Annotated in this window: 31 protein-coding genes; 18 read left to right on the top strand and 13 right to left on the bottom strand. The window is 67.0% G+C overall.

Features of this window, described 5'->3' with window-relative positions:
- Nucleotides 1–3 precede the first annotated feature (3 nt).
- Genes GNX71_RS19860 through GNX71_RS19845 form a run of 4 tightly spaced genes read left to right on the top strand, consistent with a single transcriptional unit; the run spans nucleotide 4 to nucleotide 3293 of the window.
- A complete protein-coding gene (locus GNX71_RS19860) occupies nucleotides 4–192 on the top strand; it encodes a DUF2065 domain-containing protein (protein ID WP_013542105.1) in 189 nt (62 codons plus the stop codon).
- Between the two features lie 44 nt (nucleotides 193–236).
- A complete protein-coding gene (locus GNX71_RS19855; RefSeq protein ID WP_206173900.1) occupies nucleotides 237–1397 on the top strand; it encodes an ATP phosphoribosyltransferase regulatory subunit in 1161 nt (386 codons plus the stop codon).
- 22 nt (nucleotides 1398–1419) lie between these two features.
- Nucleotides 1420–2751, top strand: coding sequence for an adenylosuccinate synthase (locus GNX71_RS19850; RefSeq protein WP_198788585.1), 1332 nt, complete (start codon nucleotides 1420–1422; stop codon nucleotides 2749–2751).
- Between the two features lie 17 nt (nucleotides 2752–2768).
- Nucleotides 2769–3293 carry a phosphoribosyltransferase family protein gene (locus tag GNX71_RS19845; RefSeq protein WP_013542102.1) on the top strand — a complete coding sequence of 175 codons (525 nt, stop codon included), beginning with the start codon at nucleotides 2769–2771 and terminating at the stop codon, nucleotides 3291–3293.
- Here GNX71_RS19845 and GNX71_RS19840 read toward each other — a convergent pair whose 3' ends face one another.
- The 3 genes from GNX71_RS19840 to GNX71_RS19830 all read right to left on the bottom strand — a co-directional run bounded on the left by GNX71_RS19840 (nucleotide 3294) and on the right by GNX71_RS19830 (nucleotide 5071).
- Nucleotides 3294–3758, bottom strand: a complete 465-nt coding sequence (locus tag GNX71_RS19840; RefSeq protein WP_206173899.1) for a VOC family protein — start codon at nucleotides 3756–3758, stop codon at nucleotides 3294–3296.
- A gap of 61 nt (nucleotides 3759–3819) precedes the next feature.
- Nucleotides 3820–4686: an AraC family transcriptional regulator gene (locus GNX71_RS19835; RefSeq protein WP_346776853.1), complete on the bottom strand. Its 867-nt coding sequence runs from the start codon at nucleotides 4684–4686 to the stop codon at nucleotides 3820–3822.
- 46 nt (nucleotides 4687–4732) lie between these two features.
- Entirely contained in the window at nucleotides 4733–5071 is a 339-nt protein-coding gene (locus tag GNX71_RS19830; RefSeq protein ID WP_206173898.1) for a DUF5713 family protein, read from the bottom strand.
- Between the two features lie 104 nt (nucleotides 5072–5175).
- On the opposite strand from GNX71_RS19830, the gene GNX71_RS19825 reads away from it, so the two are divergent.
- From GNX71_RS19825 to GNX71_RS19815, 3 genes are all read left to right on the top strand, one after another.
- Nucleotides 5176–6369: a PLP-dependent transferase gene (locus tag GNX71_RS19825; protein WP_206173897.1), complete on the top strand. Its 1194-nt coding sequence runs from the start codon at nucleotides 5176–5178 to the stop codon at nucleotides 6367–6369.
- Between the two features lie 15 nt (nucleotides 6370–6384).
- The gene (locus GNX71_RS19820; RefSeq protein WP_206173896.1) at nucleotides 6385–7344 is read left to right on the top strand and encodes a hypothetical protein; all 960 of its coding nucleotides are present in this window, start codon (nucleotides 6385–6387) and stop codon (nucleotides 7342–7344) included.
- A 69-nt stretch (nucleotides 7345–7413) separates the two neighbouring features.
- Nucleotides 7414–7617 (top strand): hypothetical protein, encoded by a 204-nt coding sequence (locus tag GNX71_RS19815; protein ID WP_055796387.1) that lies wholly within the window; start codon nucleotides 7414–7416, stop codon nucleotides 7615–7617.
- 77 nt (nucleotides 7618–7694) lie between these two features.
- Here GNX71_RS19815 and GNX71_RS19810 read toward each other — a convergent pair whose 3' ends face one another.
- Nucleotides 7695–8330 (bottom strand): arylesterase, encoded by a 636-nt coding sequence (locus GNX71_RS19810; RefSeq protein ID WP_206173895.1) that lies wholly within the window; start codon nucleotides 8328–8330, stop codon nucleotides 7695–7697.
- A gap of 36 nt (nucleotides 8331–8366) precedes the next feature.
- On the opposite strand from GNX71_RS19810, the gene GNX71_RS19805 reads away from it, so the two are divergent.
- From GNX71_RS19805 to rlmB, 4 genes are read left to right on the top strand one after another with little or no spacing between them, the layout of a single operon-like run.
- Nucleotides 8367–9089, top strand: a complete 723-nt coding sequence (locus tag GNX71_RS19805) for an ATP-binding cassette domain-containing protein (protein WP_042580887.1) — start codon at nucleotides 8367–8369, stop codon at nucleotides 9087–9089.
- Nucleotides 9090–9142: 53 nt separating this feature from the next.
- Entirely contained in the window at nucleotides 9143–9646 is a 504-nt protein-coding gene (locus tag GNX71_RS19800; protein ID WP_206173894.1) for a ribosomal protein L7/L12, read from the top strand.
- 4 nt (nucleotides 9647–9650) lie between these two features.
- Complete coding sequence (locus tag GNX71_RS19795; protein ID WP_206173893.1) at nucleotides 9651–10631, top strand: hypothetical protein; 981 nt, start codon at nucleotides 9651–9653, stop codon at nucleotides 10629–10631.
- Between the two features lie 32 nt (nucleotides 10632–10663).
- Nucleotides 10664–11410: a 23S rRNA (guanosine(2251)-2'-O)-methyltransferase RlmB gene (gene rlmB, locus GNX71_RS19790; RefSeq protein ID WP_206173892.1), complete on the top strand. Its 747-nt coding sequence runs from the start codon at nucleotides 10664–10666 to the stop codon at nucleotides 11408–11410.
- Between the two features lie 9 nt (nucleotides 11411–11419).
- Here the strand turns inward: rlmB and GNX71_RS19785 are convergent, their stop codons facing one another.
- The 3 genes from GNX71_RS19785 to GNX71_RS19775 all read right to left on the bottom strand — a co-directional run bounded on the left by GNX71_RS19785 (nucleotide 11420) and on the right by GNX71_RS19775 (nucleotide 13594).
- A complete protein-coding gene (locus tag GNX71_RS19785; RefSeq protein ID WP_206173891.1) occupies nucleotides 11420–12616 on the bottom strand; it encodes an NAD(P)/FAD-dependent oxidoreductase in 1197 nt (398 codons plus the stop codon).
- A 111-nt stretch (nucleotides 12617–12727) separates the two neighbouring features.
- Nucleotides 12728–12898: a hypothetical protein gene (locus GNX71_RS19780; protein WP_176656803.1), complete on the bottom strand. Its 171-nt coding sequence runs from the start codon at nucleotides 12896–12898 to the stop codon at nucleotides 12728–12730.
- Between the two features lie 102 nt (nucleotides 12899–13000).
- Nucleotides 13001–13594 (bottom strand): XRE family transcriptional regulator, encoded by a 594-nt coding sequence (locus tag GNX71_RS19775; RefSeq protein ID WP_206173890.1) that lies wholly within the window; start codon nucleotides 13592–13594, stop codon nucleotides 13001–13003.
- A gap of 42 nt (nucleotides 13595–13636) precedes the next feature.
- On the opposite strand from GNX71_RS19775, the gene GNX71_RS19770 reads away from it, so the two are divergent.
- Nucleotides 13637–14158, top strand: coding sequence for a GNAT family N-acetyltransferase (locus GNX71_RS19770; RefSeq protein ID WP_206173889.1), 522 nt, complete (start codon nucleotides 13637–13639; stop codon nucleotides 14156–14158).
- Here GNX71_RS19770 and GNX71_RS19765 read toward each other — a convergent pair.
- From GNX71_RS19765 to GNX71_RS19750, 4 genes are read right to left on the bottom strand one after another with little or no spacing between them, the layout of a single operon-like run.
- On the bottom strand, nucleotides 14155–14637 hold the full coding sequence (locus GNX71_RS19765; protein WP_206173888.1) for a DUF3237 domain-containing protein: 483 nt from the start codon (nucleotides 14635–14637) through the stop codon (nucleotides 14155–14157). The two genes, GNX71_RS19770 and GNX71_RS19765, sit on opposite strands and share 4 nt — an antisense overlap.
- 13 nt (nucleotides 14638–14650) lie before the next feature.
- Entirely contained in the window at nucleotides 14651–15619 is a 969-nt protein-coding gene (locus GNX71_RS19760) for an aldo/keto reductase (RefSeq protein ID WP_206173887.1), read from the bottom strand.
- 38 nt (nucleotides 15620–15657) lie between these two features.
- Complete coding sequence (locus GNX71_RS19755; protein WP_206173886.1) at nucleotides 15658–16257, bottom strand: chromate transporter; 600 nt, start codon at nucleotides 16255–16257, stop codon at nucleotides 15658–15660.
- On the bottom strand, nucleotides 16254–16844 hold the full coding sequence (locus GNX71_RS19750; protein ID WP_206173885.1) for a chromate transporter: 591 nt from the start codon (nucleotides 16842–16844) through the stop codon (nucleotides 16254–16256). Before GNX71_RS19750 ends, GNX71_RS19755 begins: the two co-directional genes overlap by 4 nt.
- Before the next feature lie 83 nt (nucleotides 16845–16927).
- Between GNX71_RS19750 and GNX71_RS19745 the strand changes: the two genes are divergently transcribed.
- On the top strand, nucleotides 16928–17851 hold the full coding sequence (locus GNX71_RS19745; RefSeq protein WP_206173884.1) for a YihY/virulence factor BrkB family protein: 924 nt from the start codon (nucleotides 16928–16930) through the stop codon (nucleotides 17849–17851).
- Nucleotides 17852–17863: 12 nt separating this feature from the next.
- On the opposite strand, the gene GNX71_RS19740 is transcribed toward GNX71_RS19745, so the two are convergent.
- Nucleotides 17864–18415, bottom strand: a complete 552-nt coding sequence (locus GNX71_RS19740) for a DUF924 family protein (protein WP_206173883.1) — start codon at nucleotides 18413–18415, stop codon at nucleotides 17864–17866.
- A gap of 116 nt (nucleotides 18416–18531) precedes the next feature.
- On the opposite strand from GNX71_RS19740, the gene GNX71_RS19735 reads away from it, so the two are divergent.
- From GNX71_RS19735 to GNX71_RS19720, 4 genes are all read left to right on the top strand, one after another.
- A complete protein-coding gene (locus GNX71_RS19735; protein ID WP_206173882.1) occupies nucleotides 18532–18981 on the top strand; it encodes a CHRD domain-containing protein in 450 nt (149 codons plus the stop codon).
- A 64-nt stretch (nucleotides 18982–19045) separates the two neighbouring features.
- On the top strand, nucleotides 19046–20257 hold the full coding sequence (locus GNX71_RS19730; RefSeq protein WP_206173881.1) for a patatin-like phospholipase family protein: 1212 nt from the start codon (nucleotides 19046–19048) through the stop codon (nucleotides 20255–20257).
- A gap of 72 nt (nucleotides 20258–20329) precedes the next feature.
- The gene (locus GNX71_RS19725) at nucleotides 20330–21079 is read left to right on the top strand and encodes an acetoacetate decarboxylase (RefSeq protein ID WP_206173880.1); all 750 of its coding nucleotides are present in this window, start codon (nucleotides 20330–20332) and stop codon (nucleotides 21077–21079) included.
- A gap of 46 nt (nucleotides 21080–21125) precedes the next feature.
- Nucleotides 21126–21908: a 3-hydroxybutyrate dehydrogenase gene (locus tag GNX71_RS19720; protein ID WP_013542077.1), complete on the top strand. Its 783-nt coding sequence runs from the start codon at nucleotides 21126–21128 to the stop codon at nucleotides 21906–21908.
- Between the two features lie 3 nt (nucleotides 21909–21911).
- Here the strand turns inward: GNX71_RS19720 and GNX71_RS19715 are convergent, their stop codons facing one another.
- On the bottom strand, nucleotides 21912–22862 hold the full coding sequence (locus GNX71_RS19715) for a bifunctional helix-turn-helix transcriptional regulator/GNAT family N-acetyltransferase (protein WP_206173879.1): 951 nt from the start codon (nucleotides 22860–22862) through the stop codon (nucleotides 21912–21914).
- A gap of 146 nt (nucleotides 22863–23008) precedes the next feature.
- On the opposite strand from GNX71_RS19715, the gene GNX71_RS19710 reads away from it, so the two are divergent.
- A complete protein-coding gene (locus GNX71_RS19710) occupies nucleotides 23009–25408 on the top strand; it encodes a YgiQ family radical SAM protein (RefSeq protein ID WP_206173878.1) in 2400 nt (799 codons plus the stop codon).
- Nucleotides 25409–25411: the final 3 nt, after the last annotated feature.

Raw genomic sequence — 25411 nt, 5'->3', positions numbered from 1 at the left:
TTCGTGAGCGCCGAGACCTTCTGGAGCGCGCTGGCGCTCGTCCTGGTGATCGAAGGCATCCTGCCCTTCGTGTCGCCGGGAGGGTGGCGACGGGGCTTCGGGCAGCTGATGCAGCTGCGAGACGGGCAGCTTCGATTCTTCGGTCTTTGCAGCATCTTGCTGGGTTTGGTCCTCCTTTGGGTTTTGGCGTAGCGCGGTCCCGGTAGAATCCCGGTTTAACCACGCCCCCGATCCCCATGTCCGCCTGGGTCCTCCCGGATCACATTGCCGATGTGCTGCCTTCCGAGGCGCGCCACATCGAAGAACTTCGACGCCAGCTGCTCGATACCGCCCGTGGCTATGGCTACGAGCTGGTGATGCCGCCGCTGCTCGAGCACCTCGAATCGCTGCTTTCGGGCACCGGCGAGGCGCTCGACCTCCAAACCTTCAAGCTCGTCGACCAGCTTTCCGGCCGCAGCATGGGCCTTCGCGCCGACACCACCCCCCAGGTGGCACGCATCGATGCCCACCTGCTGAACCGCGACGGCGTGGCGCGCCTCTGCTATTGCGGCCCGGTGCTCCATACCCGGCCCGACCGCCCGCATGCGACGCGCGAGCCGCTGCAGTTCGGCGCCGAGATCTATGGCCATGCCGGCCTCGAAGCCGACACTGAAACGCTCTTGCTGGCGCTCGACTGCCTCGACGCTGCCGGCCTGCGCGATGGCGTGATCGTCGACCTGGCCGATGCGCGCATCGTGCGTGCGCTGTTCGCTGGCGTGCCGGTCGATGCGGCTGCGCTCGCCCGCGTGCATGCTGCGCTGGCCGCCAAGGACGCGAGCGAGCTGCATGTGCTCACCAAGGATTTCCCGGCCGCTTCGCGCGACGGGCTGCGCGCGCTGGTCCAGCTGTACGGCGACGCGGCGGTGCTCGACGAGGCCGCCAAGGCGCTGAAGGGCACACCGGCCGTAGCCGCAGCGTTGGCCGATCTGAAGCAGCTCGCTGCCGGCCTGAACGGTACCGCAGGGCGCGAGATCAGCTTCGACCTGGCCGACCTGCGCGGCTACGCCTACTACAGCGGCATGCGCTTCGGCATCTACGTGCCGGGCGCCGCCGATTCACTGGTGCGTGGCGGTCGCTACGACGAGGTGGGGGCCGTATTCGGCCGCAACCGCCCGGCCGTCGGCTTCAGCCTGGACGTGCGCGAGCTGGTCGGCGTGCTGCCGGCGCGCCCGCTGCGCGCTGCCATTCGCGCGCCCTGGAGTGACGCGGCGGGCCTGCGCCAGGCCATCGCCCAACTGCGCAAGGCCGGTGAAACGGTTGTCTGTGTGCTGCCGGGACACGGCAGCGAAATCGATGAATTCCATTGCGACCGCGAGCTTGTCGAGCAAGCCGGCCAGTGGAGTGTCCGAGCGATCTGAATTTTTAAGCAATGGAACGAGCATGAGCGTAACCACCGGAAGAAACGTGGTCGTCGTCGGCACCCAGTGGGGCGATGAAGGCAAGGGCAAGCTGGTCGACTGGCTGACGGAGAGCGCCCAGGGCGTGGTCCGCTTCCAGGGCGGCCACAACGCGGGCCACACGCTGGTCATCAACGGCGTGAAGACCGCGCTGCACCTGATCCCGAGCGGCATCATGCGGCCCGGCGTCAAGTGCTACATCGGCAACGGCGTGGTGCTGTCGGCCGCCAAGCTCTTCGAGGAGATCGAAGGCCTAGAGAAAGCCGGCGTCGAAGTGCGCTCGCGCCTGCGCATCAGCGAGGCCTGCCCGCTGATCCTGCCGTTCCACGCCGCGCTGGACATCGCGCGCGAGGCCTACCGCGAGAAGGGCGGCGTCGAGAAGATCGGCACCACCGGCCGCGGCATCGGTCCGGCCTACGAAGACAAGATCGCTCGTCGCGCGCTGCGCGTGCAGGACCTGAAGCACCCCGAGCGCTTCGCCACCAAGCTGCGTGTGCTGCTCGACCTGCACAACCATGTGCTGACGCAGGTGCTGGGCGCACCGGCCGTCGATTTCGACACGGTCTTCGACGAAGCCATGCGCCACGCCGTGCTGCTCAAGCCAATGATGGCCGACGTGTCGCGCGAACTGAACGACGCCCACAAGGCCGGTGCCAACCTGCTGTTCGAAGGCGCGCAGGGCACGCTGCTCGACGTCGACCACGGCACCTATCCGTACGTCACCTCCAGCAACTGCGTGGCCGGCAACGCCGCCGCCGGTTCGGGCGTGGGGCCGGGCATGCTGCACTACATCCTGGGCATCACGAAGGCCTACTGCACGCGCGTCGGCGGCGGCCCGTTCCCCACCGAACTCGACTGGGCCACGCCCGGCACGCCCGGCTATCACATGAGCACCGTGGGCGCCGAAAAGGGCGTGACCACCGGCCGCAGCCGCCGTTGCGGCTGGTTCGACGCCGCGCTGCTCAAGCGCTCGGCGCAGGTCAATGGACTCTCGGGACTGTGCATCACCAAGCTCGACGTGCTCGACGGCCTCGAGAAGCTCGAGCTGTGCACCGGCTATGAGCTCGACGGCGAAACCACCGACATCCTGCCGATGGGCGCGGACGAAATCGAACGCTGCACGCCGATCTACGAAACCCTCGAAGGCTGGAGCGAAAGCACCGTGGGCGTCACGCAGTACGACAAGCTGCCGGTCAATGCGCGCCTCTATCTGCAGCGCATCGAGCAGATCACCGGTGTGCCGATCCACATGGTGTCCACGAGCCCGGATCGCGACCACACGATCATGATGCGTCACCCCTACCTGGCCGACTGAAAGAGGAACAAAGACCCATGTTGACCGAAGACGGCAAACATCTCTACGTCAGCTACGACGAGTATCACAACCTGATCGAGAAGCTCGCGATCAAGGTGCACCAGTCGGGCTGGGAGTTCGACACGATCCTGTGTCTCGCGCGCGGCGGCATGCGTCCGGGCGACGTGCTCTCGCGCATCTTCGACAAGCCGCTGGCGATCATGTCGACCAGCTCCTACCGCGCCGATGCCGGCACGGTGCAGGGCCACCTGGACATCGCCCGCTTCATCACCACGCCCAAGGGCGAGATCGCCGGCAAGGTGCTGCTGGTGGACGACCTGGCCGACTCGGGCCACACGCTGCACGCCGTGATGGACATGCTGCGCAACAACTACAAGCCCATCACCGAGCTGCGCAGCGCGGTGATCTGGACCAAGGCGCTGTCGACCTTCACGCCCGACTATTCGGTGGAGTACCTGGCGACCAATCCCTGGATCCACCAGCCCTTCGAGGGCTACGACTCGCTCGGCGCCGAGAAGCTGCTCGAGAAGTGGTCGGTCTGATCAGCTCTGGCACGACCCGTCGCCGGAAGTGAGCATCGCCGTATAGCGTCGCTGCATCTCTTCCGGCGTCAGTTTTTCGATGCTGTGCCCCACGTTCCAGCGGTGCCCGAAGGGGTCACGAAAAACCCCGGAGCGCTCACCGTAGAACTGGTCCTGCGGCGCCATGTCGAGCGTCGCGCCGGCCGCCACGGCCCGCGCCACCACCGCATCCGCATCGTCCACATGCAGGTGCAGCGTCACCGCGCTGCCGCCCAGCGTCTTGGCGCTGCGGATGTTGAACTCGGCGAACTCGTCCGAAATCATCAGGATCGCGTCGTTGTGGAAATCCAGCTCCGCATGGCCGATGCGTCCGCTGGGCTCGGTGAGGCGGAAGATCTCCTTCACCTCGAAGACCTCGCAATAGAAGTCGATGGCTGCGCCGGCATCGTCGACGCAGAGGTACGGGAACAGTTCGTGGATCGCCATGATGGATTGCCTTTCGAGGGAGAAGCCGTTGTCGTGGCGCCGATTCTGGGCCGCCGTGCCGCTAGCGTCTTGAACGAATTTGACCTGTTGTCGTGTCCGCCGGCACATGCCGCGGCGAGGTGGCTCCGGTCCGCCGCCACGCCTGCGGCGACATGCCCGCCAGCGCCGAGAACTCGCGGCTCAGGTGCGCCTGGTCGCTGTAGCCGGCGGTGAGCGCGATCTCGGCCCAGCTTTGCGCCGGGTCGGCGGCCAGCGTCAGCGCGCGGTCGAAACGCATCACGCGCGCGTACTCCTTGGGGCTGAGGCCGATGGCGCTGCGAAAGAGCGCAATGAAGCGGCGGTGGCTGTAGCCGCTGCGTGTCACCAGTCCGGCGATCGACGGGTTCTCGCGCGCAAGCGGTCCGAGCGTCGAGGCGATGGCTGGGTGCAGGCCACGCAAGCCGGCACTGAGCGAGTCGATGACACGCTGGGTGAGCAGGGCTTCGAAGACTGCCAGCTGTCGTTCGAGGCCGCCCGCCGCATGGACCTGTTCGAGCGCGGCATCGGTCTGCCGCGCGCCCCACAGCGCGTCCAGCGGCGTGTGCTGGCTGGCCAGTGCGTCCTCGGGCGCACCGAGCAGGGCCCGCGCGGCGCCGGGCTGCAACTGCGCGCCGACGGAGCGCGTCGCCACCGAAACGTCGCGCATGTAGGAGGCGGCACGTGCGCCGCCGACGATCGCGTAGTCGCAGGTCTGGCCGCGCATGTCGTCGGGGCCGCCGAACAACTTCAGCGGCGGACCCGAAAGGCGGAACACCAGGTGCATCCCGCCGGTGGGCAGCACATGCTCGCGCGCGCCCGGCCGTTCGGTCGGCACGCCATCGGGCGATGAAGCCCACAGCAGCTTCACGAAGGGCTGCAAGTGAGGGGGTGGAGGGCGCGTCAACTGCACGATCGGCGCATTGTGTGACGGAACCCCCGTGCTGCGGAATCCAGGCCTACCAGTCGCGCGTAGCGATCACTTCCTCGATATCGACATCGAACCCATAGGCCTTGACGATGGTGTCGAAGTCCGCGGCGATGGCTTCGCGAGCACCTGTTTCCAGTTCGCTGTCGTTCTCTTCGAATTCCTCGATCAGGTCGTTAAACCGATCCGTGGCGGCATGGGTGAGCTTCAGCAAGCCGGCATTGTCCGAAGGCTTTTTCGCCTCGATCGCCTCGCAGAGGTCGACCAGGATCTGCTTGCACTTGTCGACCAGGAAGTCGGGGAAATACGCGTCGCGGTACATCTCCTCGAGGAACGGGTGGTTCTGCAACTGAGGGTTCGTGATCGGCATCGGCGGGCTCCTGGAAGGGTTGTGGGGCGTGGTGCGCAAGCGCGAGGCCGCGAGTCTAGGGCGTCCGCTTTCCCCGCATGTGACGGGCGCGCTAGCATCGACACATGAGCAAGCCTTCGACCACCCTGATTCACCATCCCTACACCCCGCCCGCCAATTTCGCCGCGCCGCAGCCCGGCGTGTTCAAGGCATCGACCGTGTTCTTCGCCGACGTGGCCGCCATGCGCGCGCGCGACTGGAAGACCAAGGCCGGCTACACCTACGGCCTGCACGGCACGCCCACCACCTTCACGCTCGAGGAGCGCCTGTCCACGCTCGAAGGCGGCACCGAGTGCCTGCTGGTGCCCAGCGGCCTGGCGGCCATCTCGCTGGTCTCGTTCGCCCTCCTGAAGACCGGCGACGAGGTGCTGATTCCCGACAACGCCTATGGCCCCAACAAGGCGCTGGCCACCGGCGAGCTGGCCAACTTCGGCATTACCCATCGCCTGTACGACGCGATGAACCCGGCCGACCTGGAGGCCAAGATCTCGCACCGTACGCGGCTGGTGTGGGTCGAGGCGGCGGGCTCGGTCACGATGGAGTTTCCGAACCTGCCCGCGCTCGTGGACGTCTGCCGCGCGCGCGGCGTAGTGACCGCGCTGGACAACACCTGGGGCGCCGGCTTGGCCTTCGCGCCCTTCGACTTCAACGGCACGGGGCAGGGCGTCGACATCTCGGTGCACGCGCTCACCAAGTACCCGAGCGGTGGCGGCGATGTGTTGATGGGCAGCGTGGTCACCAACGACGAGCGGCTGCACCGCGCGCTCAAACTGGCGCACATGCGCATCGGTTTCGGCATCGGCGTGGGAGACGTGGAAACGCTGCTGCGCTCCCTGCCGAGCATCGGCCTGCGCTATGCCGCGCACGACCGCGCGGCGCGCGAACTGGCGGGTTGGCTCAATGGCTGCGAGGAAATCGCGCAGGTGCTGCATCCGGCGCTGGAAGACTCGCCCGGCCACGCCAACTGGCGCGCGCTGTGCGGCGCCACCGACCTGGCCGCGGGCCTGTTCTCGGTGGTGTTCGACGAGCGCTACAGCGCCGAGCAGGTCGACCGCTTCTGCGACAGCCTGAAGCTCTTTCGTCTCGGCTATTCATGGGGCGGGCCGATCAGCCTGGTGGTGCCCTACGACATCGGCCTGATGCGCGATGCGAGCGTGGCGCGCTGGCCCTACAAGGGCACGCTCGTGCGCTTTTCGGTCGGGCTGGAAGACGTCGACGACCTGCGTGCCGACCTGCAGCAGGCGCTGGTGCAGATGTAGGGCCCACTGCGCGCAGTGGGCAGAAAACATCGCAAGAGCCAGTCCGCCGCGACGCCTGTCGCGCGCGAGGCGACGCCGCCCGCGTCACAGGTCGTTGTGCCGCGGGTACTGACCGTGCCCGCGCATGTGCTGGAAGCGCTCGCACGGTCCGGCCCGATGGACGGCGTGCCGGACCTGCGCGGCACGCGGCTCTTCCTCGGTGGCTTCGTGGCATTTTTCGCGCTGATCGCTGTGGGGCTCGCGACCGCTGCCGTGCTGCAGGACGACTGGTCCAATGCGCGCGGCAACGAGGCGATCCTCGTGCTCCTCGGACTGGCGTTGTTCGGGCTGCTGGGTGGCGGCATCTGGTACCTGCTGCGCCAGTTGGCGCGGGTGCGCGAGGGGATGATGCTGCGGATCGATGCGCAAGGCATGCGTTGGGGCGATCCGGCGTCACCACAGGCCGTGGCATGGCGCGAGGTGTGCCGTGCGCGCCTGGGTTTCCATGACGTGAAGACCGAGTTCGTATCGAGCGAAGCCATCGTCAAGCGACTGGTGTTCCAGCAGGCGGCGAAGGGTGGCGAATCCAGGGAGATCCGGCTGCCGCTGGCGCTGACCATCGACACCGGCCGCGTCCTTCGCTTTCGCAACCGGGCGGCGCTTCTGCGCGCGCTGTTGCTGCATCTGGCGACCCAGCCCCGGCCGCGCCTGCGCTTCGACGCCGAGGTGTTCATCGATGCCGGCATCGACCCGCAAACCTGGGAGCCGATGCTCGCCCCGAGACGCTGGATGTGGCTGTCGTCCCTCGGCGGGCTGGTGCCGGTGCTGGCCGTGATCTTCCTCTGGCCGCCGGGCGAACACATGTGGTGGATGGTGGTCGCGATCGTCCTCGCCATGGTGGCCGGTGCGGGCGCGATGGGCTGGTTCATGCACCAGCGCTACCCCGGTTTGCAAGGTGTGTTCGAGTTCGAAACCGCACCCGGCGCCACGCCTTGAGACTGCACCGTTATCGCTTACAGTAGGCGACGCACAGTCACCGTGACTGTCTCGCCTCAAGGAGAAGCAGTGGCAACACCAAATTACGGCTACGAGAAGCGCCAGAAAGAGCTGGCCAAGAAGAAGAAAAAGGAAGAAAAGCTTCGGGAAAAGGCGAATCGCAAACTCAGCCCGAGCAGCGACGGACTGGCCCCCGGAGACCCGGAAACCGACGTGGCATCGCTCGAACGCGATCCCCCCACGGTGCCTGAGTTGCCCACCAAGAACGGTTGATCCGCTCCTGGCGTCCCCATCGAAAAACCGCCGCAGGCCTGCGCCTGCGGCGGTTTTTTTCTTGTGCGCCGCCGGCCTTACTTGGGCAGCAGCTTGCGCAGTTCGGGCCAGACGTTGTCGAGCAACTGCGGCTGCGCCACGGCCGTCGGGTGGATGCGGTCGGCCTGGAACAACGAGAGCGCATCGGGCGCATCGGCCACGCCCTTGAGCAGGAAGGGCACGAGCGCCGACTTGGTCGCGTTCGCCACCTTGGAGAACACCGCCTCGAAGCGCCGCGTGTAGTCGCCGCCGTAGTTCGGCGGCACCTGGATGCCGACGATCAGCACCTTGGCGCCCGCGGCCTGCGCGGCCTTGGTGATCTGCAGCAGGTTGCTCTCGGTGTCCGAGAGCGGCAGGCCCCGCAGCGCGTCGTTGGCGCCCAGCTCCACCACCACATGGCTGGGCTTGTGCTGCGCGAGCAGGGCGGGAAAGCGGGCGCGTCCGCCGGAGCTGGTGTCGCCGCTGATGCTGGCGTTGACCACGGTGGCCGCGATCTTCTGCTGGGCAAGCCTTTTTTCCAGCAAGGGTACCCAGCCTTCGCCGCGCTTCAAGCCGTACTCTGCGCTCAGCGAATCGCCCAGCACCAGGATGACCGGTTTGCCGGCCGCGTTGGTGGCCTGGGCCTGCGCCGCGGCCGTCCATGCCCCCGCGCTGCCTAGCGCGGCGGTGGTCAAGATAAAGTCACGTCGATTCAAAACCAAAGCCTTTCCATGTCCCAACCCCCGTCTGATGCCATTGTCGCCGTCGAGCATGTCTTCAAGTCCGTCACCGATTCGACCGGCACGCTGGACATTCTGCAGGACATCGATTTCACCCTCGGCGCGCGGGAAACCGCCGCCATCGTCGGCGCCTCGGGCTCCGGCAAGAGCACCTTGCTGTCGATCATCGCGGGGCTCGATACGCCCACGCGCGGCACGGTCAAGCTCGCGGGTGACGACATCTTCGCCATCGACGAGGACGAACGCGCCGCCCTGCGCGCACAGCGCGTGGGCTTCGTGTTCCAGAGCTTCCAGCTGCTGGGTAACCTGAGCGCGCTCGAAAACGTGATGCTGCCGCTGGAGCTGGCCAACCGGAAGGACGCACGCAAGGCCGCCACCGAGATGCTCGGCCGCGTCGGCCTTGGGCAGCGCCTGGGCCACTACCCCAAGGTGCTCTCGGGCGGCGAACAGCAGCGTGTGGCACTGGCCCGCGCTTTCGTGGTCCAGCCGGCCCTGTTGCTGGCCGACGAGCCCACAGGCAGCCTCGACTTCGCGACCGGCGAACAGGTGATGAAGCTGATGTTCGACCTCAACCGAGAGCTCGGCACGACGCTGGTGCTGGTCACCCACGACCGCGGCATCGCGTCTCGTTGCGAGCGCCGCATCACCATCGAGGCCGGACGCGTGTCGCTCAACGAGAAAACGCCTGTCTCGACGGTCGAGCAGGCCGCCTGAACCTCGAAGACGCAGCGAAGAGACGGCAACAACAACGAACCGAGGAGAGGTCCATGGACAAGCTTCCACCCGAAGCCATCGCGGCATTGCAGCGCGGCAGCCTGATCGAGGCGATCAAGATCGTGCGCGACAAGACCGGCCTGGACCTCAAGTCGGCCAAGGAAGCCGTCGAGCGCTACGCCAACGGCGAAGGAGCGCCGGCGGACTGGCAGGAGGGCGACTGGGGCCGCGGAGAACCCGAGGGCGCGGGCATGCAGGGCAACGGGCCTGTCGCGGTGCCGTCGGCCGCGCTCACGGCCCTGGCCAAGGGCAACAAGATCGAGGCCGTCCGCCTCACGCGCGAAGCCACGGGCCTTGGCCTGGCCGAGGCCAAGCAGTTGGTCGAGAACCACCAGAACCCGGCGGCCGGCGATTTCGGGCATCTGCCGTCGGGCATTCCGACGAATCCGATGGCCGAGCCGGGGCGGGTGTCGCAAGGGGGCTCCAAGTTGCTGCCCATCGTCATCGTCGTGCTGGTCGTGGTGCTGGCCTGGCTGTATTTCGTGAAGGGCGCCTGAAGCGATGATCGTTCCCCAGTTCTGGGCCGAGGGCCGCATCCAGGAGCGCACGGCCGGCAAGCAGATCACCGTGCGGCGCTACGGCTGGTCCGACGACAGCCCGCTGGCCGCACAGGCGCATGCCGACCAGCGCACCCGCGAGGCCTTCGACCGCATCATGAGCGGCGAGAAACTCGAGCGCCGCGAGCGCAAGCTGGCCTACAACGGCGCCGACGGCGTGCCGATCCGCGAGGAAATCGTCGAGCGGCAGGGCGAGAGCGTCATCACCCGCAACGGCTACGGTGCGCGCTGCCTCAACACGCCCGATGTGATGTTCGTCGACATCGACTTCGACGAACCCCTTCGCACCAGCGTGTTCGGCTTTGCACTGGTGCCGGCGCTCATCGCGGGCATCGTCGGCGGATGGACGGCCAAGACCTGGGTGGGCGGGCTGATCGCCGCCATCGTGGTCTTCATCGTGGCCTACCGCATCGGCTTGGCCAAGAAGCGCGGGGAGGCCAGCACGAACCCCGCGCCCGAGAAGCGCGCGGCCGAGCGCATCGGGCGCTTCATGCACCAGCATCCCGACTGGCACCTGCGGGTGTACCGCACGCCCGCGGGCTTCCGCCTGCTGGCGATGCACGATGTCTTCAGCCCGGCCGACATGAAAGTGGCCGACTGCTTCCAGGCGCTGGGCGTGGACAAGGTCTACGCGCGCATGTGCCGCAACCAGAACTGCTTTCGCGCCCGCGTGAGCGCCAAGCCCTGGCGCATCGGCATCGGCGAGCACATGCGGCCGCAGCCGGGTGTCTGGCCCGTGTTGCCCGAGAAGCTGCCCGCACGCGACGCCTGGATCGCGCAGTACGAGAAGGCTGCCGAAGGCCACGCGGCCTGCCAGTACCTGGAGAGCGTCGGCAACACAGGGCGGGTGCATCCGAACGCGCAGGCGGTGCAGGAACTGCACGACGAGCGCACGCGTGCGCTCAGCGGCCTGCCGATCGCCTGAGAGGCAAATCCCGGGGTAGGGATAATCGAGGGATGTCTTCCCCCAAAGTGATCTTCGGCTTCCATGCCGTGGGCGTGCGAATCAAGACCGCGCCGAAATCGGTGCTCGAGGTTCTGTTCGACGCCAGCCGGCGCGATGCGCGCATGAAACAGTTCATCGCGCGTGCGCAAGAAGCCGGCGTGCGGCTGGTCGAGGCCGACAGCCTGCGCATCGCCAAGCTCAGCGGCAGCCACGGCCACCAGGGCGTGGCTGCGCGGGTCGAGCCCACCGCGCAAATCCATTCGCTGGACGAACTGCTCGAAGGCCTCGAAGAGGCCGGCACCGTGCCGCTCCTGCTGGTGCTCGACGGCGTGACCGACCCGCACAACCTCGGCGCGTGCCTCCGCGTGGCCGATGGCGCCGGCGCCCATGCAGTGATCGCCCCCAAGGACCATGCGGCCGGCATCAACGCCACCGTGGCCAAGGTGGCGAGCGGTGCGGCCGAGACGGTGCCGTATTTCATGGTGACCAATCTCGCGCGCACGCTCAACGAACTCAAGGAACGCAGCATCTGGTGTGTGGGCACGAGCGACGACGCGCCGGGCACGATCTACCAGAGTGACCTGAAGCGCCCGCTGGCGCTGGTGCTGGGCGCCGAAGGCGAGGGCATGCGCCAGCTGACCCGCAAGACCTGCGACGAGCTGGTGAGCATCCCGATGGCCGGCGCGGTCGAGAGCCTGAACGTCTCGGTGGCCAGCGGCGTGTGCCTCTACGAGGCGATGCGCCAGCGCAGTCTCTGAAATCCGTCGCTAATCCTTTGGGAGCGGCCCGCCCTTGCGGTGGAAATAGACCAATTCGGCCATGCGCCGCATCGGCGACGTGCCGAGCAGGTGGTTGAACATCCAGTCGCTCTGGAAGTGGTCGAAGGCCCAGCGCAACGAGCGCTTGAGCAGGAAGCGCGGATAGCTGCGCACGAACCACGTCGCCGGATCGCCCACCTCGCCGCGCACGAAGCGCGCCACGGCCTCGCCCGCGCGCTCGCCGTGCTGCAGCGCGGTGTGAATGCCACCGGCCGTGACCGGCGACACCATGCCGGCTGCGTCGCCCACCAGCAATGCCCGTTCGCGCGCCACCACCGGAAGCACGCCGCCGCAGGGAATCATTCCCGCGCGCACGGCCACCGGCGGCGCATTGCCCGGCGACACCACCGATTCGATCTTCTTGAGCAGCGGGGCGAGCCGCAGCGCGTTCGCATCGTTGTGACCCAGGCGGCGGGCCAGGCCGATCTGGCTCACGCCCACGCCGTCGAGCGCCCAGCCGATGTAGCCGGGCGCGAGCTGGCGGTCGATGAAGCAGTGGAGAAGGTCGGGTGCCATGCGGGCGCCCTGGTATTCGTGTTCGACGCCGTAGAGAAAGCGCGTATTGCGCGAGAGGCCCAGCGCCTTGGCGACGCGTGAATGCGGACCGTCGGCGCCGACAAGGTAGGTGGCGGTGATGCAGGGACCGTGCGTCACGGGGACTTCCCACCGGTCGTTCATCCAGAGCGCCTGCTCGAAGAGCGTGCCGAGCCGCACGTCGACGCCAGAGGCGCGGGCCGAGTCCACCATCCAGTCGAGCAGCGCGGGCGCATCGGTGGCCCAGAACCAGTAGCCGGGTGCGTGCAGGTCGACATGCCGCATGTTCGGCGCATAGAGCCGCACGCCTTCGATGCGCCGCACCAGTGCGGGTGGCACTTCGGCCAACCAGGGGACGCTGTCGACCGCGTCCTTCACGATGATGCCGGTGGTGTGGAGCTTGGCGCCGGCGCTGGTCTTTTTCTCCAGCACCATCACGCTGAGGCCGGCGAGCGCCGCGGCCCGGGCGCAGGCGAGGCCCGCGAAGCTCGCGCCGATGACGAGCAGGTCTACCTTGGTGTTGGCGAAGCCGCTGCTCGCGCTGAACGGCGCGGGACAGGGCGTCGTAGATGAGGTGGAGAGCGGGGAAAAGAGGCAGGAAGAGGAGTGCATGGGTAGCTAACTGAAGCAACGCGCACCACGGTGTGTGGTGCGCGAGCGAAGTTAGCTACGCCATGTGCGCTCGGCGTGAAGGCTATGTGAACTCGATGCCGGGCCAGCGTGTCAGGACGGGTCCTTGCTGCGTGTGCGGCCCACCGCGCTGAAGATACCGATGCCCAGAAGAATCAGCGCACCGATGCCGATGTAGAGCGTGGGAACGCCGGCCACTGAAGCACCCCAGGCGATGCCGCCCAGGAAGATCAGGAACCCGATCATGTAAAGCGCAAAAGACATCATGTTCCTCCGAAGCTGAGATGCCTTGCAGTATCCCGACCAGCCCCCCAGCCCGGACCGGCCTGAATCGCCTCTGCGTGTGGGAGCGTGCCTACCGTTCGGCTAGTCCGGACACGCGACCAGCAGGTACCGGCAGGCCGTGCGCCCCAGCGCCTTGAAGACCAGCGGGCGGTCCACGCCGAAATCGAGGCAATCGCCGGGGGCCAGCTCGAAGCGCTCGTCGCCGTAATCCACCTGCAGCGCGCCTTCGAGCATCCACAGGCATTGGCGATAGGGCTTGCCGCTCCATCGCGGATAGCCGACCTGCGCCGAACGCGGCAGCTCGACCTCGACCAGTTCCACCCCGCTGCCCGTCGTGCCGCGCTCGGCGACCTGGCGGCGCAGATAGCCCGCTTCGGGATCGCGCCAGACTTCCTGCATGGCCTTCGTGCGAAGCCGCTGCGGGCCTTCTTTTTCCTCGGTGAGCAACTGTGCCAGCGACACGCCAAGTCCCGCCGCCAGCCGGCCCAGCAGCATGGCCGTAGGGCTGCTCTGCGCACGTTCCACCTTCGAGATCATGGCCTTGCTGACACCCGAGAGCTCAGCCAGCTCGGCCAAGCTGAGCCCCTTGGCTTGGCGCAGCGCCAGCAGCCGGGTCGCGATGAGGGCGTCGATGTGGCCGGCGGATTCGCCTGAAAGGGGTGATTCGTTTCTCATATGAGATTATTATTCTCCTATATTGAACGACAAAGAAGCACCATGCGCCTCATCACCTGCACCGAGGACGCCCACGCCGGCGCCATCCTCGCCATCCTCAACGACGCCATCGTCACCTCCACCGCCCTGTACGACTACAAGCCGCGCACGCCCGAGAACATGGTCGCGTGGTTCGCCACCAAGCGCGCCAACGGCTTCCCGGTGATCGGTGCGGAGGACCAGAACGGCAAGCTGCTGGGCTTTGCGAGCTACGGCACCTTCCGTGCCTTTCCGGCCTACAAGTACACGGTCGAGCACTCGGTGTACGTCGAGGCCGGCCATCGGGGCGCGGGGCTGGGGCGCACGCTCATGGAGGCGATCATTGCCGAGGCGATCGCGCGGGATGTGCATGTGATGGTCGGTGCGATCGACGCCGCGAACGCGGGCAGCATCGGCCTGCACGAGCGGCTGGGGTTCGAGCACTCGGGCACGGTGCGGCAAGCCGGCTTCAAGTTCGGCCGCTGGCTCGATGTGGCGTTCTACCAGCGGATTCTCGCGACGCCGCTGAACCCGGTCGACGGCTAGGCGAGCGCGAAAAAACGCATCACGACTTCGGCCGGGTGCCTGACACCGGCACCGACGAACATGCGCTCGTTGATCCATCGCAGCGCCGCCGAGGACGTCTCGAAACGCGGATTGCAGCGGAAGTAGACCTCTGCCGGATCGACCGCCTCGCCGCGCAGCAGCTTCGCCATCACCTCCGGCGCGGCCGAGCGCACCGCGTGGTTCTGCACGTAGATCAGGTCGCCCGCATCGGTCTCCAGGCCGTAGCGCGCGTCGAGTTCGGAGAGCGTGTCGCTCACGATCAACTGGAAGTCGCTGCCGCCCGGCAGCACGCGTGCGTGCCAGCCGTGGCCCGACGCCTCGCCGCCCGTGATGGGCACCACCCGCCGCAGTCCGCGTGCGCTCTGGCCGAGCACCTGCGGCACGCCCACTTCCACGCGCAGGTCGGCGAAGTGCTCGAGCGTGGGCGCTGCGATCGAATCGAAGAGGCTGCTGCTCATCGCAGGAGACGCCTCAGGCGGCTGCCGTCTCCGCACTCGCGCGGTCGAGCATCTCGATGGTGCCCGCGTCGAGCTTGAGCTGCGTTGCGACCACCAGCTCCTCGAGCTGCGCGATCGAGGTGGCGCTGGCGATGGGCGCCGTCACGCCCGGCCGTGCGATCTGCCATGCGATGGCGACCTGGCCCGGCTTGGCGTTGTACTGCTGCGCCACCTTGTCGAGCGCATCGAGGATGCGGAGGCCCCGCTCGTTGAGGTACTTCTTCGTCGTGTTGGCGCCTCGCGCGCTCTTCGACGCATCGGCCTCGGTGCGGTACTTGCCAGTCAGGAAACCGGCCGCGAGCGCGTAGAAGTTGATCACGCCCACTTCGCGCTTGATGCACAGCGGCTCCAGTTCGTCCTCGAACACGGCGCGGTCGTACAGGTTGTAGAGCGGCTGCAGGCTCTCGTAGCGCGCGATGCCCAGGCGCTCCGACACGTCCAGCGCCTCGGCCAGCCGGGGCGCCGTGTAGTTGGAGGCGCCGATGGCGCGCACCTTGCCTTCCTTGATGAGCGCATCGAAGGCGCCGAGCGACTCCTCCAGAGGCGTGTTGGCGTCGTCGTCGTGCGACTGGTAGAGGTCGATATAGTCCGTCTGCAGGCGCTTGAGCGAGGCTTCGACCGCTTCGCGGATGTACTTGGGCGCAAGGCCCACCTTGCCTTCGCCCATCGGCTTGCCGACCTTGGTGGCCAGCACCACGCGGTTGCGCTTGCCGCTCTGCTTGAGCCACTTGCCGATGATGGTTTCCGACTCGCCGCCGGTGTGGCCCGGCACCCAGGCCGAGTAGACGTCGGCGGTGTCCACGAAGTTGAAGCCCGCGTCCAGCCAGGCGTCGAGCAGCTTGAAGGAGGCGGCCTCGTCGACCGTCCAGCCGAACACGTTGCCCCCGAAGGCGAGCGGCGAAACCAGGAGGCCGGAGCGGCCGAGCGGGCGAAGTTGCGACATGAAGAAGTTTCCTGAAGAAGAAAAACGAAAGGGGAGGATCAGACGAAGCCAATGGCGCCGAGCAATGCGCCCGCGCCGAGCAGCCAGAGCAGATGGATGCGCGTGCGCCAGACGATAAGCGCGGCCACGCCGGTCAGCAGCCACAGGTGCCATGCAGGCGTGTCGCCAGCATGGTTACCCGTGGCCAGCACCCAGCCGGTGGCGATCAGGAGGCCCACCACCACCGGCGCCATGCCCTGCTTGAAGGCGCGCACTTCGCGGCGGGTGCGGTTGCGGTGGCCCCAGCGGGTGGCGACATAGGTCAGGGTGGTGCTCGGCACCATGATGCCGACCATGGTCACCATCAGGCCGAAGAAGCCGAGCAGCCAGGCCATCGGCCCGGCGCCGATGCCACCGCCTGCGTTGAGCCCGACGTTCCAGCCCATCAGCGCGACGAACAGCACGTTGGGCCCGGGCGCCGCCTGGGCGATGGCGACCGACGAGCTGAACTGCGCATCGGTGAGCCAGCCGTGCTGGGTGACGAGGTAGCGGTGCATGTCGGGCACCGTGGTGATGGCGCCGCTGATCGACAGCAGCGAGAGCAGCAGGTACTGGCCGAAGAGGGCGAGCCAGTCGTGCCATTGCATCGCGATGGTCATGGGGAGATCTTTCGCCAGGTCCAGATGCAGGCCACACCGCCCAGCACCAGCAGCACCCAGCCCAGCGGCACCTTGAACACCGCGATCGCCGCGAACACCAGCGCCATGAACGCCAGGCAAACCGGAAAGCCCAGCGGGTGCTTGCGCAGTTGCGGAATCAGCTTGATGCCCGTGGCGGCGATCAGCCCGCCCGACACCGCGCCCATTCCCCGCAGTGCCGCCGCCACCTGCGGGTTGCCGGCGTAGTGCGCATAGAGCACGGCCAGCGCGAGGATCACGACCAGCGGAATGGTCAGCATGCCCGCCACCGCGGCAATGGCGCCGCGCAGGCCGAAGTAGCGGTCGCCGATCATCAGGGCCAGGTTGATCACGTTGGGCCCGGGCATCACCTGGGCCACGGCCCAGTCTTCGAGGAACTGCTCGGGGGTGAGCCACTTCTTCTTCTCGACCATCTCGCGCTGGACGATGGCGAGGACGCCGCCGAAGCCCTGCAGCGCGAGCCAGGTGAATGAAACAAAAAGGTCGCGCGGCGACTGGGGCTGGGGCGGAGCCTGCGGCGTTGCCGCATCGGAGAGGGGCGGTTGCATGTGGATGCGATTATCGTAGGCAGGCCTGCAACATGCCGGGCATCGCGCCGACATGACCCCGGCCGATTCAACAGGGACACTCCATGCTCATGCAAATCCGCGCGCTCTTCGATCTCTGCAAACGGGCCTTCGCATCGTGGTCGAACGACTACGCACCCAGCATGGGGGCGGCGCTCGCGTACTACACGGTGTTTTCCATCGCGCCGCTGCTGCTGATCGTGATCGCGGTGGCGGGCCTGGTCTTCGGGCAGGAGGCCGCGCGCGGCGAGATCTTCGCGCAGCTCTCGGGCCTCATGGGTGCGCAGGGCGCGGCAGCGGTGCAGGGCATGCTGCAGGCGGTCAACAAGCCGGCCGAGGGCATCGTGGCCACGGTGATCGGCATCGGCCTCCTGGTGGTCGGCGCGACCACGGTGTTCGGCGAACTGCAGGACGCGCTCGACCGCATCTGGCGGGCACCGGCTCGCGCCAAGAGCTCGGGCATCTTCAACCTGCTTCGGGTGCGGCTGCTGTCGTTCAGCATGATCATGGGCATTGGCTTTTTGCTCATGGTGTCGCTGGTGGCCAGCGCGGCGCTGGCGGCGCTGGGCAAGTGGTGGTCGCCGGTGTTCGGGGCTTGGGAGAGCCTGGCGCAGGTGGTGAATTTCGTCTTCAGCTTCGCGATGGTGACGGTGATCTTCGCGATGATCTACAAGATCATGCCGCGCGCGAAGGTGCAGTGGCGCGACGTGTGGGTGGGCGCGGCGGTCACCGCGCTGCTCTTCACGGTGGGCAAGCACCTGATCGGCCTCTATATCGGCAAGAGCAGCGTGGCCTCGGGCTACGGCGCCGCGGGCTCGCTGGTGGTGGTGCTGGTGTGGGTGTACTACTCGGCGCAGATCTTCCTTCTGGGCGCCGAGTTCACCTGGGTCTATGCGCGCACCTACGGCTCGATGAAGGACAAGGCGGACTTGCCCGATGCGAATCCGTCGCCGACGCGCGACGTGCCGTTGGCGCATAACGACACCTGAACGCTCGCTGGGTCAACCGGCGAAGCCGCCTTCGTCGAGAAACTTCTGTTCTTCCGGAGTGGTGCTGCGCCCCAGCATCCGGTTGCGGTGCGGAAAGCGGCCGAAGCGCGCGACGATGTCCCGGTGCAGCACGGCGTAGCGCTGGGTGTTGGCATCGAGCGCCGCATTGAGTTCGACCGAGCGCTCCTGCTCGGCGAGCACTTCGGAGTGCATGAAGGGCAGGTAGAAGAACGCACGCAGTGCTGTTTCGAACTGCCGGTCGAAGCCCGCGTCGATCGCCTTCTTCGCCACGGCCAGCGCGAGGCCGTCGGTGGCGAGCATGTGCGGATTGTTGCGCCAGGCATTGCGTGGCAACTGGTCGAGCAACACAAGAAGGGCCAGCGTGCCCTCGGCATCGTCGGTCCAGTGATCGAGTTCGCCACGGGCAGCGGCCTGGTGCGCGGCCAGGAAGCGCGAGAGAAATTCGGTGTCGAATGCGTCGCTCTTGGCGAACCAGCGCGATGGGCCGGCTTCGCGCCAGAAACCGACCACTTCGCGGGCGGCGGGGAGTGCTTGGGAGGTCATCGTTGCATTCTCTTTCACTCTGTGGCGGCCCTGCAAAGTCGGGGCGGTGGCCGACACGGCGGGGCGCGCGTGCTGCCTATGCTGGGGAGGCTTTCACAACTTCAGGAGACAAGCTCATGACCAAATACGGCACCTTTTTGCGCGCAGCCCTCATTACCGGTGTGGCCAGTGCGGCCCTGGTCGGCTGCGGGATGATGTCCAAGTCGAACACCGCCAGCTTCAGCGGCGCGATGAACGCGGCCAGCGAAGTCCCGCCCAACATGACGCGTGGCAGCGGCATGGCCGAAGCCTGGCTCAACCGGGACACCAACGTCCTCAAGTACAAGATCACCTACACGGGCCTCAGCGGCCCGGCCACCGCGGCGCATTTCCACGGTCCTGCCGCGGCTGGTGCGAATGCCGGCGTGGTGCTGCCGTTCGCCAACGCGGCCAGCCCGATCGAAGGCCAGGCCACGCTCACGCCGGCCCAGGCGGCCGACCTCGTGGCGGGCAAGTGGTACGCCAACATCCACACCGCGGCCAACCCGGGCGGCGAGATCCGCGGGCAGATGCTGCCGAAGATGTGATCTTCTTCCGGGGGCTTCGGTCCCCGGTCAGGTTGCTGTCGCGGGGCTGGTGTTAAATGAACGCATGACGACGATCCCCAAGAAGAAACCCCGTGCGGCATCCTCCTCCCAACCCCTCAATCCTTTCGCGTCACGCCGCGAAGACATGCGCCAGGCCCGCAAGGCCCTGGTGCTGCAGGGCGGCGGCGCGCTCGGCGCCTACCAGGCGGGCGTGTATGCCGCGCTCAGCGAGACCGAGCTGCAGCCGCACTGGATCGCCGGCGTCTCCATCGGCGCCATCAATGCAGCGCTGATCGCGGGCAACGCGCCCGAGCACCGGGTCGACAGGCTGCGCGAGTTCTGGCACCTCGTGTCTTCGGGGCCTTCGCAGCGCCTGCCGTCGTGGTTCGGCGACCGGGCCACGCAGAACCAGTACAGCGCGGCGATGGCATCGCTGGTCGGCATTCCGGGATTCTTCGAGCCGCGCTATTCGCCGGCCCTGCTGATGGGCGGTGCGGCGCCGCTCCTGAGCTACTACGACACCTCGCCGCTCAAGGCCACGCTCGAGCGCCTCATCGACTTCGACCGCATCAACGCCTGCGAAGCCCGCTTCAGCGTGGGCGCGGTCAACGTGCGCACCGGCAACTCGGTGTACTTCGACAACACGCGCCAGCGCATCGGCCCCGAGCACATCATGGCCAGCGGCGCATTGCCGCCGGGCTTTGCGCCGGTGCACATCGATGGCGACGACTACTGGGATGGCGGCATCGTCTCGAACACGCCGCTGCAGTACGTGCTCGACCTCCATCCGCGCAACGAGCCCCTGGTGGTGCTGCAGGTGGACCTCTTCAATGCGCGCGGCGAGATGCCGCGCACCATGGCGGGCGTGATGGAGCGGCAGAAGGACATCACCTATTCGAGCCGCACCCGCATGAACACCGACGCGCTCGCCGCGAACATGAACCTGCAGCAGGCCATTGCCGACCTGATCACCAAGCTGCCGGCCACCCTGCGCAAGGACCCGAGCGTGCTCGCGGTGCAGTCGCAGCTCACGCACGAGCCCATCGACATCTTTCACCTGATCTACCGCGACAAGCCCTACGAGCTCGAGTCGAAGGACTACGAGTTCTCGCGCGCTGCAGTCGAGGAGCATTGGGAATCGGGCGCGCGCGACATGCGCGTGACGCTCGCGCATCCCGAGACCCTGCGCGCCGATGCCACGGTGAACGGCGTGACCACCTTCGACCTGGGCGATCACGGCTCGGGCCGGGTCAAGCGACCGGGCCTCTCGCGCTGACGGAGACGATTCAGCTTCGACTAAGAAACCAGCGCCAGACTGGGCCGGTCACTTCACCAGGAGGAAATGTTCGTGAACATTGAAGATGTACGGCGACAGGCATTCGCAATGCCGCTCACCAGCCCCGCCTTTCCGCCCGGACCGTATCGGTTCGTGCGCCGCGAATTTCTCATCGTCACCTACCGCACCGACATGGATGCATTGCGCGCCGTGGTGCCCGAGCCGCTCGAAGTGGTCGAGCCGCTGGTGAAGTACGAATTCATCCGCATGCCCGACTCCACCGGCTTCGGCGACTACACCGAGTCGGGCCAGGTCATTCCGGTGCAGCTGCGCACCGCCAAGGGCGTGGAGCAGGGCGCGTACGTGCATGCGATGTACCTGAACGACCATCCGCCGATTGCCGGCGGCCGCGAGCTCTGGGGCTTTCCGAAGAAGCTCGCCTCGCCGGTGCTCGACTACGAGACCGACGTGATCGTCGGCACGCTGGACTACGGCAAGGTGCGCGTGGCCAAGGCCACCATGGGCTTCAAGCACCGCGCGCTCGACCCCGCGCCGATCCTTGCGGGCATCGCGCAGCCGAACTTCCTGCTCAAGATCATTCCGCACGTCGACGGCACGGCCCGCATCTGCGAGCTGGTGCGCTATCACATGGTCGATGTCACGCTGCACGGCGCGTGGACCGCGCCGGCATCGCTCGAACTGCATCCGCATGCGCTGGCACCGGTGGCCGATTTGCCGGTGCTGAAGGTCGAATCGGCGGTGCACTACATCGCGGACATGACGCTCGCACTGGGCACGGTCGAGCACGACTATCTCGCCTGATTCCTGCTTGTCTTCTTTTCATCCCAACCCCGAAGGAACATTCACCATGCAACTCAAGGACAAGGTCGCCTACATCACCGGCTCGGCCAGCGGCATCGGCAAGGAAATCGCCATCCTCTTCGCACAGGAAGGTGCCAAGATCATCATTGCCGACCTCAACAAGGAAGCGGCCGACGCGACAGCGGCAGAACTCAAGGCCACGGGCGCCGAAGCCATCGGCGTGGCGGTGGACGTGACCAACGAAGACCAGGTCAACGCCTCGGTCGAGGAGGGCGCGAAGGCCTTCGGCGGCATCGACATCCTGATCAGCAACGCCGGCATCCAGATCGTGCATCCGGTCGAGGAATTCAGCTTTGCCGACTGGAAGAAGATGCTGGCCATTCACCTCGACGGCGCGTTCCTCACCACCAAGGCGTGCCTGAAGCACATGTACGCGCAGGGCCGCGGCGGAAGCGTGATCTACATGGGCTCGGTGCACTCCAAGGAAGCATCGCTGCTGAAGGCGCCTTACGTCACGGCCAAGCACGGCCTGATCGGCCTCGCGAAGACAGTCGCGAAGGAAGGCGCCAAGCACGGCGTGCGCGCCAACGTGATCTGCCCGGGGTTCGTGCGCACGCCGCTGGTCGAGAAGCAGATTCCCGAGCAGGCCAAGACGCTCGGCATCAGCGAAGAGGAAGTCATCAAGAACGTGATGCTCAAGGAAACGGTCGATGGCGAATTCACCACGACCGAAGACGTGGCGCGCGTGGCACTGCTGTTCGCGGGCTTCCCGACCAACGCGCTCACCGGCCAGTCGCTCGTCGTGAGCCACGGCTGGTTCATGCAGTAGGCGTTACAGCTTCAGCTCCCACGTCTCGGCCACGAGCTTGTGGCCGAAGCTCTCGTGCGGCTCCGACGCGGTGAGCTGGAAGCCGCGCTTGGCATAGATGCCGCGCGCGGCGGTGAGGCAGCTGTGGGTCCACAGCACCATTTTCTTGTAGCCCTTGCGGCGCGCAAAGGCGATGCATTCATCGACCAGCTTGCCGCCCAGGCCCAGCCCGCGCGCGGCCGGTGACAGGATCAACAGGCGCAGCTGCGCCACGCTGGCCGACTTGCGCACCACGAAGATCGAGCCCATGCGCTCGCCGTTGAGTTCGGCGATCCAGCAGCGCTCCCACTCGGGCTGGAACTTGAGCAAAAACTCTCCCGCGATCTGCGCCACCAGCGCCTCGAAGCTGCTGTCCCAGCCGTACTCGCGCGCATAGATCTCGCCGTGCTGCTGCACGACCCAGCCGATGTCGCCGGGTGCCGGGTCGCGCAGGACCGCGGCCTGGGGCCTGGCGGGCGCGGCTGTGGGGTCGAGCAGGGATTGCATCGTGCCCATCGCCTGCACCAGCCGGTCGCGCTGGGCCGGGGGGAGCGGCGCGAGCAGCGCGGCCGCCTCGTCGCGCGATTTCTGTTGCAGCGGCGCGAATGCGGCATGGCCGGCCTCGGTCAGGCGCAGCACGCTTTGCCGGGCATCTCGCGCATGGGGCTCGCGTGTGAGCCAGCCTTCGGATTCGAAGCGCCGCAGGATGCGGCTCATGTAGCCGGCGTCGAGCCCGAGGTCGCGGCCGATCTCGCTGGCGACCGCCGTTTCGCGGTGCGCCAGCTCGTACAGGACGCGCACGTCGGTCAGCGACATGTCGCTGCCGAGGTACGGATCGAGGGCGCCGATCTGGCGCGTGTAGAAGCGGTTGAACTGCCGGATCGCCTTGACGGCGGCGACGTCGATGGTGGGTGCGGAGGTGGACATGGTTGCCATTGTCATTCTGTTGATTGACTTTGGCAAACAATTGATGCCGGCGGAAGAACCCGGTCACTGGATGTTTGTCGCGACAGGGATGCTGGAAAACCCTAAAATCGAGGGTTGCCCACAACAGTGCCGCCACAGCGCTGTCCACTCCCACGATGAACGCCCCCGTCGACGTCTCCTTTTTTGCGCGTGCCGCCAAGCCGCTGACCAGCTACCGCAAGTACTGGGCAGCCCGTTTCGGCACGGCCAAGTTCCTGCCGACCTCGCGCAAGGAAATGGACGCGCTCGGCTGGGACAGCTGCGACATCATCGTGGTCACGGGCGATGCCTACGTCGACCATCCCAGCTTCGGCATGTCGGTGATCGGCCGCATGCTCGAGGGGCAGGGTTTCCGCGTGGGCATCATTGCCCAGCCCGACTGGCAGAGTGCCGAGCCCTTCAAGGCGCTGGGCAAGCCGAACCTGTTCTTCGGCGTGACCGCCGGCAACATGGATTCGATGATCAACCGCTACACCGCGGACCGAAAGATCCGCAGCGACGACGCCTACACCCCCGGCGACATCGGTGGCTCGCGCCCCGATCGTGCGGCCATCGTGTATTCGCAGCGCTGCAAGGAAGCCTGGAACGACGTGCCGATCATCCTGGGCGGCATCGAAGGCTCTTTGCGCCGTATCGCGCACTACGACTACTGGTCGGACAAGGTGCGCCGCTCCATCGTCGTCGACGCCAAGTGCGACCTGCTGCTGTACGGCAACGCCGAGCGCGCCATCGTCGAGATCGCGCACCGCCTGGCCGCCAAGGAGCCGGTGCAGCAGATCACCGACGTGCGCGGCACCGCCTACGTGCGGCGCGAAACGCCCGAGGGCTGGTTCGAGATCAACTCCACCAGCGTGGACGAGCCGGGCCGCGTCGAGGCGCACGTCAATCCATACCTGATGGTGTCGGACCAGGCCAAGGCCAACGGCGCCACCTGCGCGAAGGAAGACGAGGCGAAGGACGTGGCCAAGGCTGCGGAAGCTGCCGGTTCGCCGGTGCTTCAGTCGGTGCAGTCGGTCGTGAACCCGGCCATCAAGCCGCTGACCTTCATGCCCAACCCCGCGCTGCAGAGCCGCGGCAAGATCACCGTCCCACCGCGCGACCGCTCGGTGATCCGCCTGCCTTCGTACGAACAGGTGCGCAGCGACCCGGTGCTCTACGCCCACGCCAACCGCGTGCTGCACCTGGAGACCAACCCCGGCAACGCCCGCGCGCTGGTGCAGGCGCACGGCGAGGGCACCACGGCGCGCGACGTGTGGATCAATCCGCCGCCCATTCCGCTCACCACGGCGGAAATGGACTACGTGTTCGACCTGCCGTACGCGCGCAGCCCGCACCCGCGCTACGCCGACGAGAACGGCAGCCACGATGGCGCCACCAAGATTCCCGCGTGGGAAATGATCCGCTTCAGCGTGAACATCATGCGCGGCTGCTTCGGCGGCTGCACCTTCTGCTCGATCACCGAGCACGAGGGCCGCATCATCCAGAGCCGCTCCGAAGAATCGATCATCAAGGAGGTCGAGGCCATCCGCGATTCGGTCAGCGGCTTCACCGGCACCATCTCCGACCTCGGCGGCCCCACGGCCAACATGTATCGCCTCGGCTGCAAGAGCCCCGAGATCGAGGCGGCCTGCCGCAAGCCCAGCTGCGTGTACCCCGGCATCTGCCCGAACCTGGGCACGAACCACGACCCGCTCATCAAGATCTACCGTCGCGCGCGTGCGCTGCGCGGCATCAAGAAGATCCTGATCGGCTCGGGCCTGCGCTACGACCTGGCCGTGCAGTCGCCCGAGTACGTGAAGGAGCTGGTACAGCACCACGTCGGCGGTTATCTCAAGATCGCGCCCGAGCACACCGAACAGGGCCCGCTCACCAAGATGATGAAGCCCGGCATCGGCAGCTACGACAAGTTCAAGCAGATGTTCGAGAAGTTCTCGGCCGAAGCGGGCAAGAAGCAGTACCTGATTCCGTACTTCATCGCCGCGCATCCGGGCACCAGCGACGAGGACATGATGAACCTCGCGATCTGGCTCAAGAAGAACGGTTTCCGTGCCGACCAGGTGCAGACCTTCTATCCGAGCCCGATGGCCACGGCCACGACGATGTACCACACCAACAAGAACCCGCTGCGCAAGATCACGCGCGAGAGCGAGACGGTGGACATCGTGCGCGGCGACAAGCGTCGCCGCCTGCACAAGGCGTTCCTGCGCTACCACGACGCCAACAACTGGCCGCTGCTGCGCGAAGCCTTGAAGAGCATGGGCCGGGCCGACCTGATCGGCAACGGCAAGCACCACCTCATCCCGACGTGGCAGCCGCTGACCGATGGCGGCTACACGAGCGCGCGCCGCAAGAATTCGACCTCCGCGCCGGTGGCCGCCAAGGCCTCGGCGCCGGTCAGGCTCGCGCCGGTGAAGCCCTCCAAGGGCCGCATCCTCACGCAGCACACCGGTCTGCCGCCGCGGGACAACGGCAGCGGCAAGCCGATCAGCAAGCCTTCATCGCGCAAGGTGCGTTGATCG

Source organism: Variovorax sp. RKNM96 (assembly GCF_017161115.1).
GTDB lineage: Bacteria > Pseudomonadota > Gammaproteobacteria > Burkholderiales > Burkholderiaceae_C > Variovorax.
Note: the sequence above shows the minus strand (reverse complement) of the source record. Positions and strands in the feature narration are given on the sequence as shown.

Excerpts from the sequence above, each read along its gene's own strand:
- GNX71_RS19760 (WP_206173887.1), bottom strand. The coding sequence starts at position 15,619 with ATGTCGCAACTTCGCCCGCTCGGCCGCTCCGGCCTCCTGGTTTCGCCG.
- GNX71_RS19775 (WP_206173890.1), bottom strand. The coding sequence starts at position 13,594 with ATGAGAAACGAATCACCCCTTTCAGGCGAATCCGCCGGCCACATCGAC.
- GNX71_RS19710 (WP_206173878.1), top strand. The coding sequence starts at position 23,009 with ATGAACGCCCCCGTCGACGTCTCCTTTTTTGCGCGTGCCGCCAAGCCG.
- GNX71_RS19780 (WP_176656803.1), bottom strand. The coding sequence starts at position 12,898 with ATGTCTTTTGCGCTTTACATGATCGGGTTCCTGATCTTCCTGGGCGGC.
- GNX71_RS19830 (WP_206173898.1), bottom strand. The coding sequence starts at position 5,071 with ATGCCGATCACGAACCCTCAGTTGCAGAACCACCCGTTCCTCGAGGAG.
- GNX71_RS19855 (WP_206173900.1), top strand. The coding sequence starts at position 237 with ATGTCCGCCTGGGTCCTCCCGGATCACATTGCCGATGTGCTGCCTTCC.
- GNX71_RS19770 (WP_206173889.1), top strand. The coding sequence starts at position 13,637 with ATGCGCCTCATCACCTGCACCGAGGACGCCCACGCCGGCGCCATCCTC.
- GNX71_RS19730 (WP_206173881.1), top strand. The coding sequence starts at position 19,046 with ATGACGACGATCCCCAAGAAGAAACCCCGTGCGGCATCCTCCTCCCAA.
- rlmB (WP_206173892.1), top strand. The coding sequence starts at position 10,664 with ATGTCTTCCCCCAAAGTGATCTTCGGCTTCCATGCCGTGGGCGTGCGA.
- GNX71_RS19785 (WP_206173891.1), bottom strand. The coding sequence starts at position 12,616 with ATGCACTCCTCTTCCTGCCTCTTTTCCCCGCTCTCCACCTCATCTACG.
- GNX71_RS19755 (WP_206173886.1), bottom strand. The coding sequence starts at position 16,257 with ATGACCATCGCGATGCAATGGCACGACTGGCTCGCCCTCTTCGGCCAG.
- GNX71_RS19735 (WP_206173882.1), top strand. The coding sequence starts at position 18,532 with ATGACCAAATACGGCACCTTTTTGCGCGCAGCCCTCATTACCGGTGTG.
- GNX71_RS19765 (WP_206173888.1), bottom strand. The coding sequence starts at position 14,637 with ATGAGCAGCAGCCTCTTCGATTCGATCGCAGCGCCCACGCTCGAGCAC.
- GNX71_RS19715 (WP_206173879.1), bottom strand. The coding sequence starts at position 22,862 with ATGGCAACCATGTCCACCTCCGCACCCACCATCGACGTCGCCGCCGTC.
- GNX71_RS19795 (WP_206173893.1), top strand. The coding sequence starts at position 9,651 with ATGATCGTTCCCCAGTTCTGGGCCGAGGGCCGCATCCAGGAGCGCACG.
- GNX71_RS19740 (WP_206173883.1), bottom strand. The coding sequence starts at position 18,415 with ATGACCTCCCAAGCACTCCCCGCCGCCCGCGAAGTGGTCGGTTTCTGG.
- GNX71_RS19720 (WP_013542077.1), top strand. The coding sequence starts at position 21,126 with ATGCAACTCAAGGACAAGGTCGCCTACATCACCGGCTCGGCCAGCGGC.
- GNX71_RS19840 (WP_206173899.1), bottom strand. The coding sequence starts at position 3,758 with ATGGCGATCCACGAACTGTTCCCGTACCTCTGCGTCGACGATGCCGGC.
- GNX71_RS19750 (WP_206173885.1), bottom strand. The coding sequence starts at position 16,844 with ATGCAACCGCCCCTCTCCGATGCGGCAACGCCGCAGGCTCCGCCCCAG.
- GNX71_RS19805 (WP_042580887.1), top strand. The coding sequence starts at position 8,367 with ATGTCCCAACCCCCGTCTGATGCCATTGTCGCCGTCGAGCATGTCTTC.
- GNX71_RS19825 (WP_206173897.1), top strand. The coding sequence starts at position 5,176 with ATGAGCAAGCCTTCGACCACCCTGATTCACCATCCCTACACCCCGCCC.
- GNX71_RS19845 (WP_013542102.1), top strand. The coding sequence starts at position 2,769 with ATGTTGACCGAAGACGGCAAACATCTCTACGTCAGCTACGACGAGTAT.
- GNX71_RS19800 (WP_206173894.1), top strand. The coding sequence starts at position 9,143 with ATGGACAAGCTTCCACCCGAAGCCATCGCGGCATTGCAGCGCGGCAGC.
- GNX71_RS19745 (WP_206173884.1), top strand. The coding sequence starts at position 16,928 with ATGCTCATGCAAATCCGCGCGCTCTTCGATCTCTGCAAACGGGCCTTC.
- GNX71_RS19850 (WP_198788585.1), top strand. The coding sequence starts at position 1,420 with ATGAGCGTAACCACCGGAAGAAACGTGGTCGTCGTCGGCACCCAGTGG.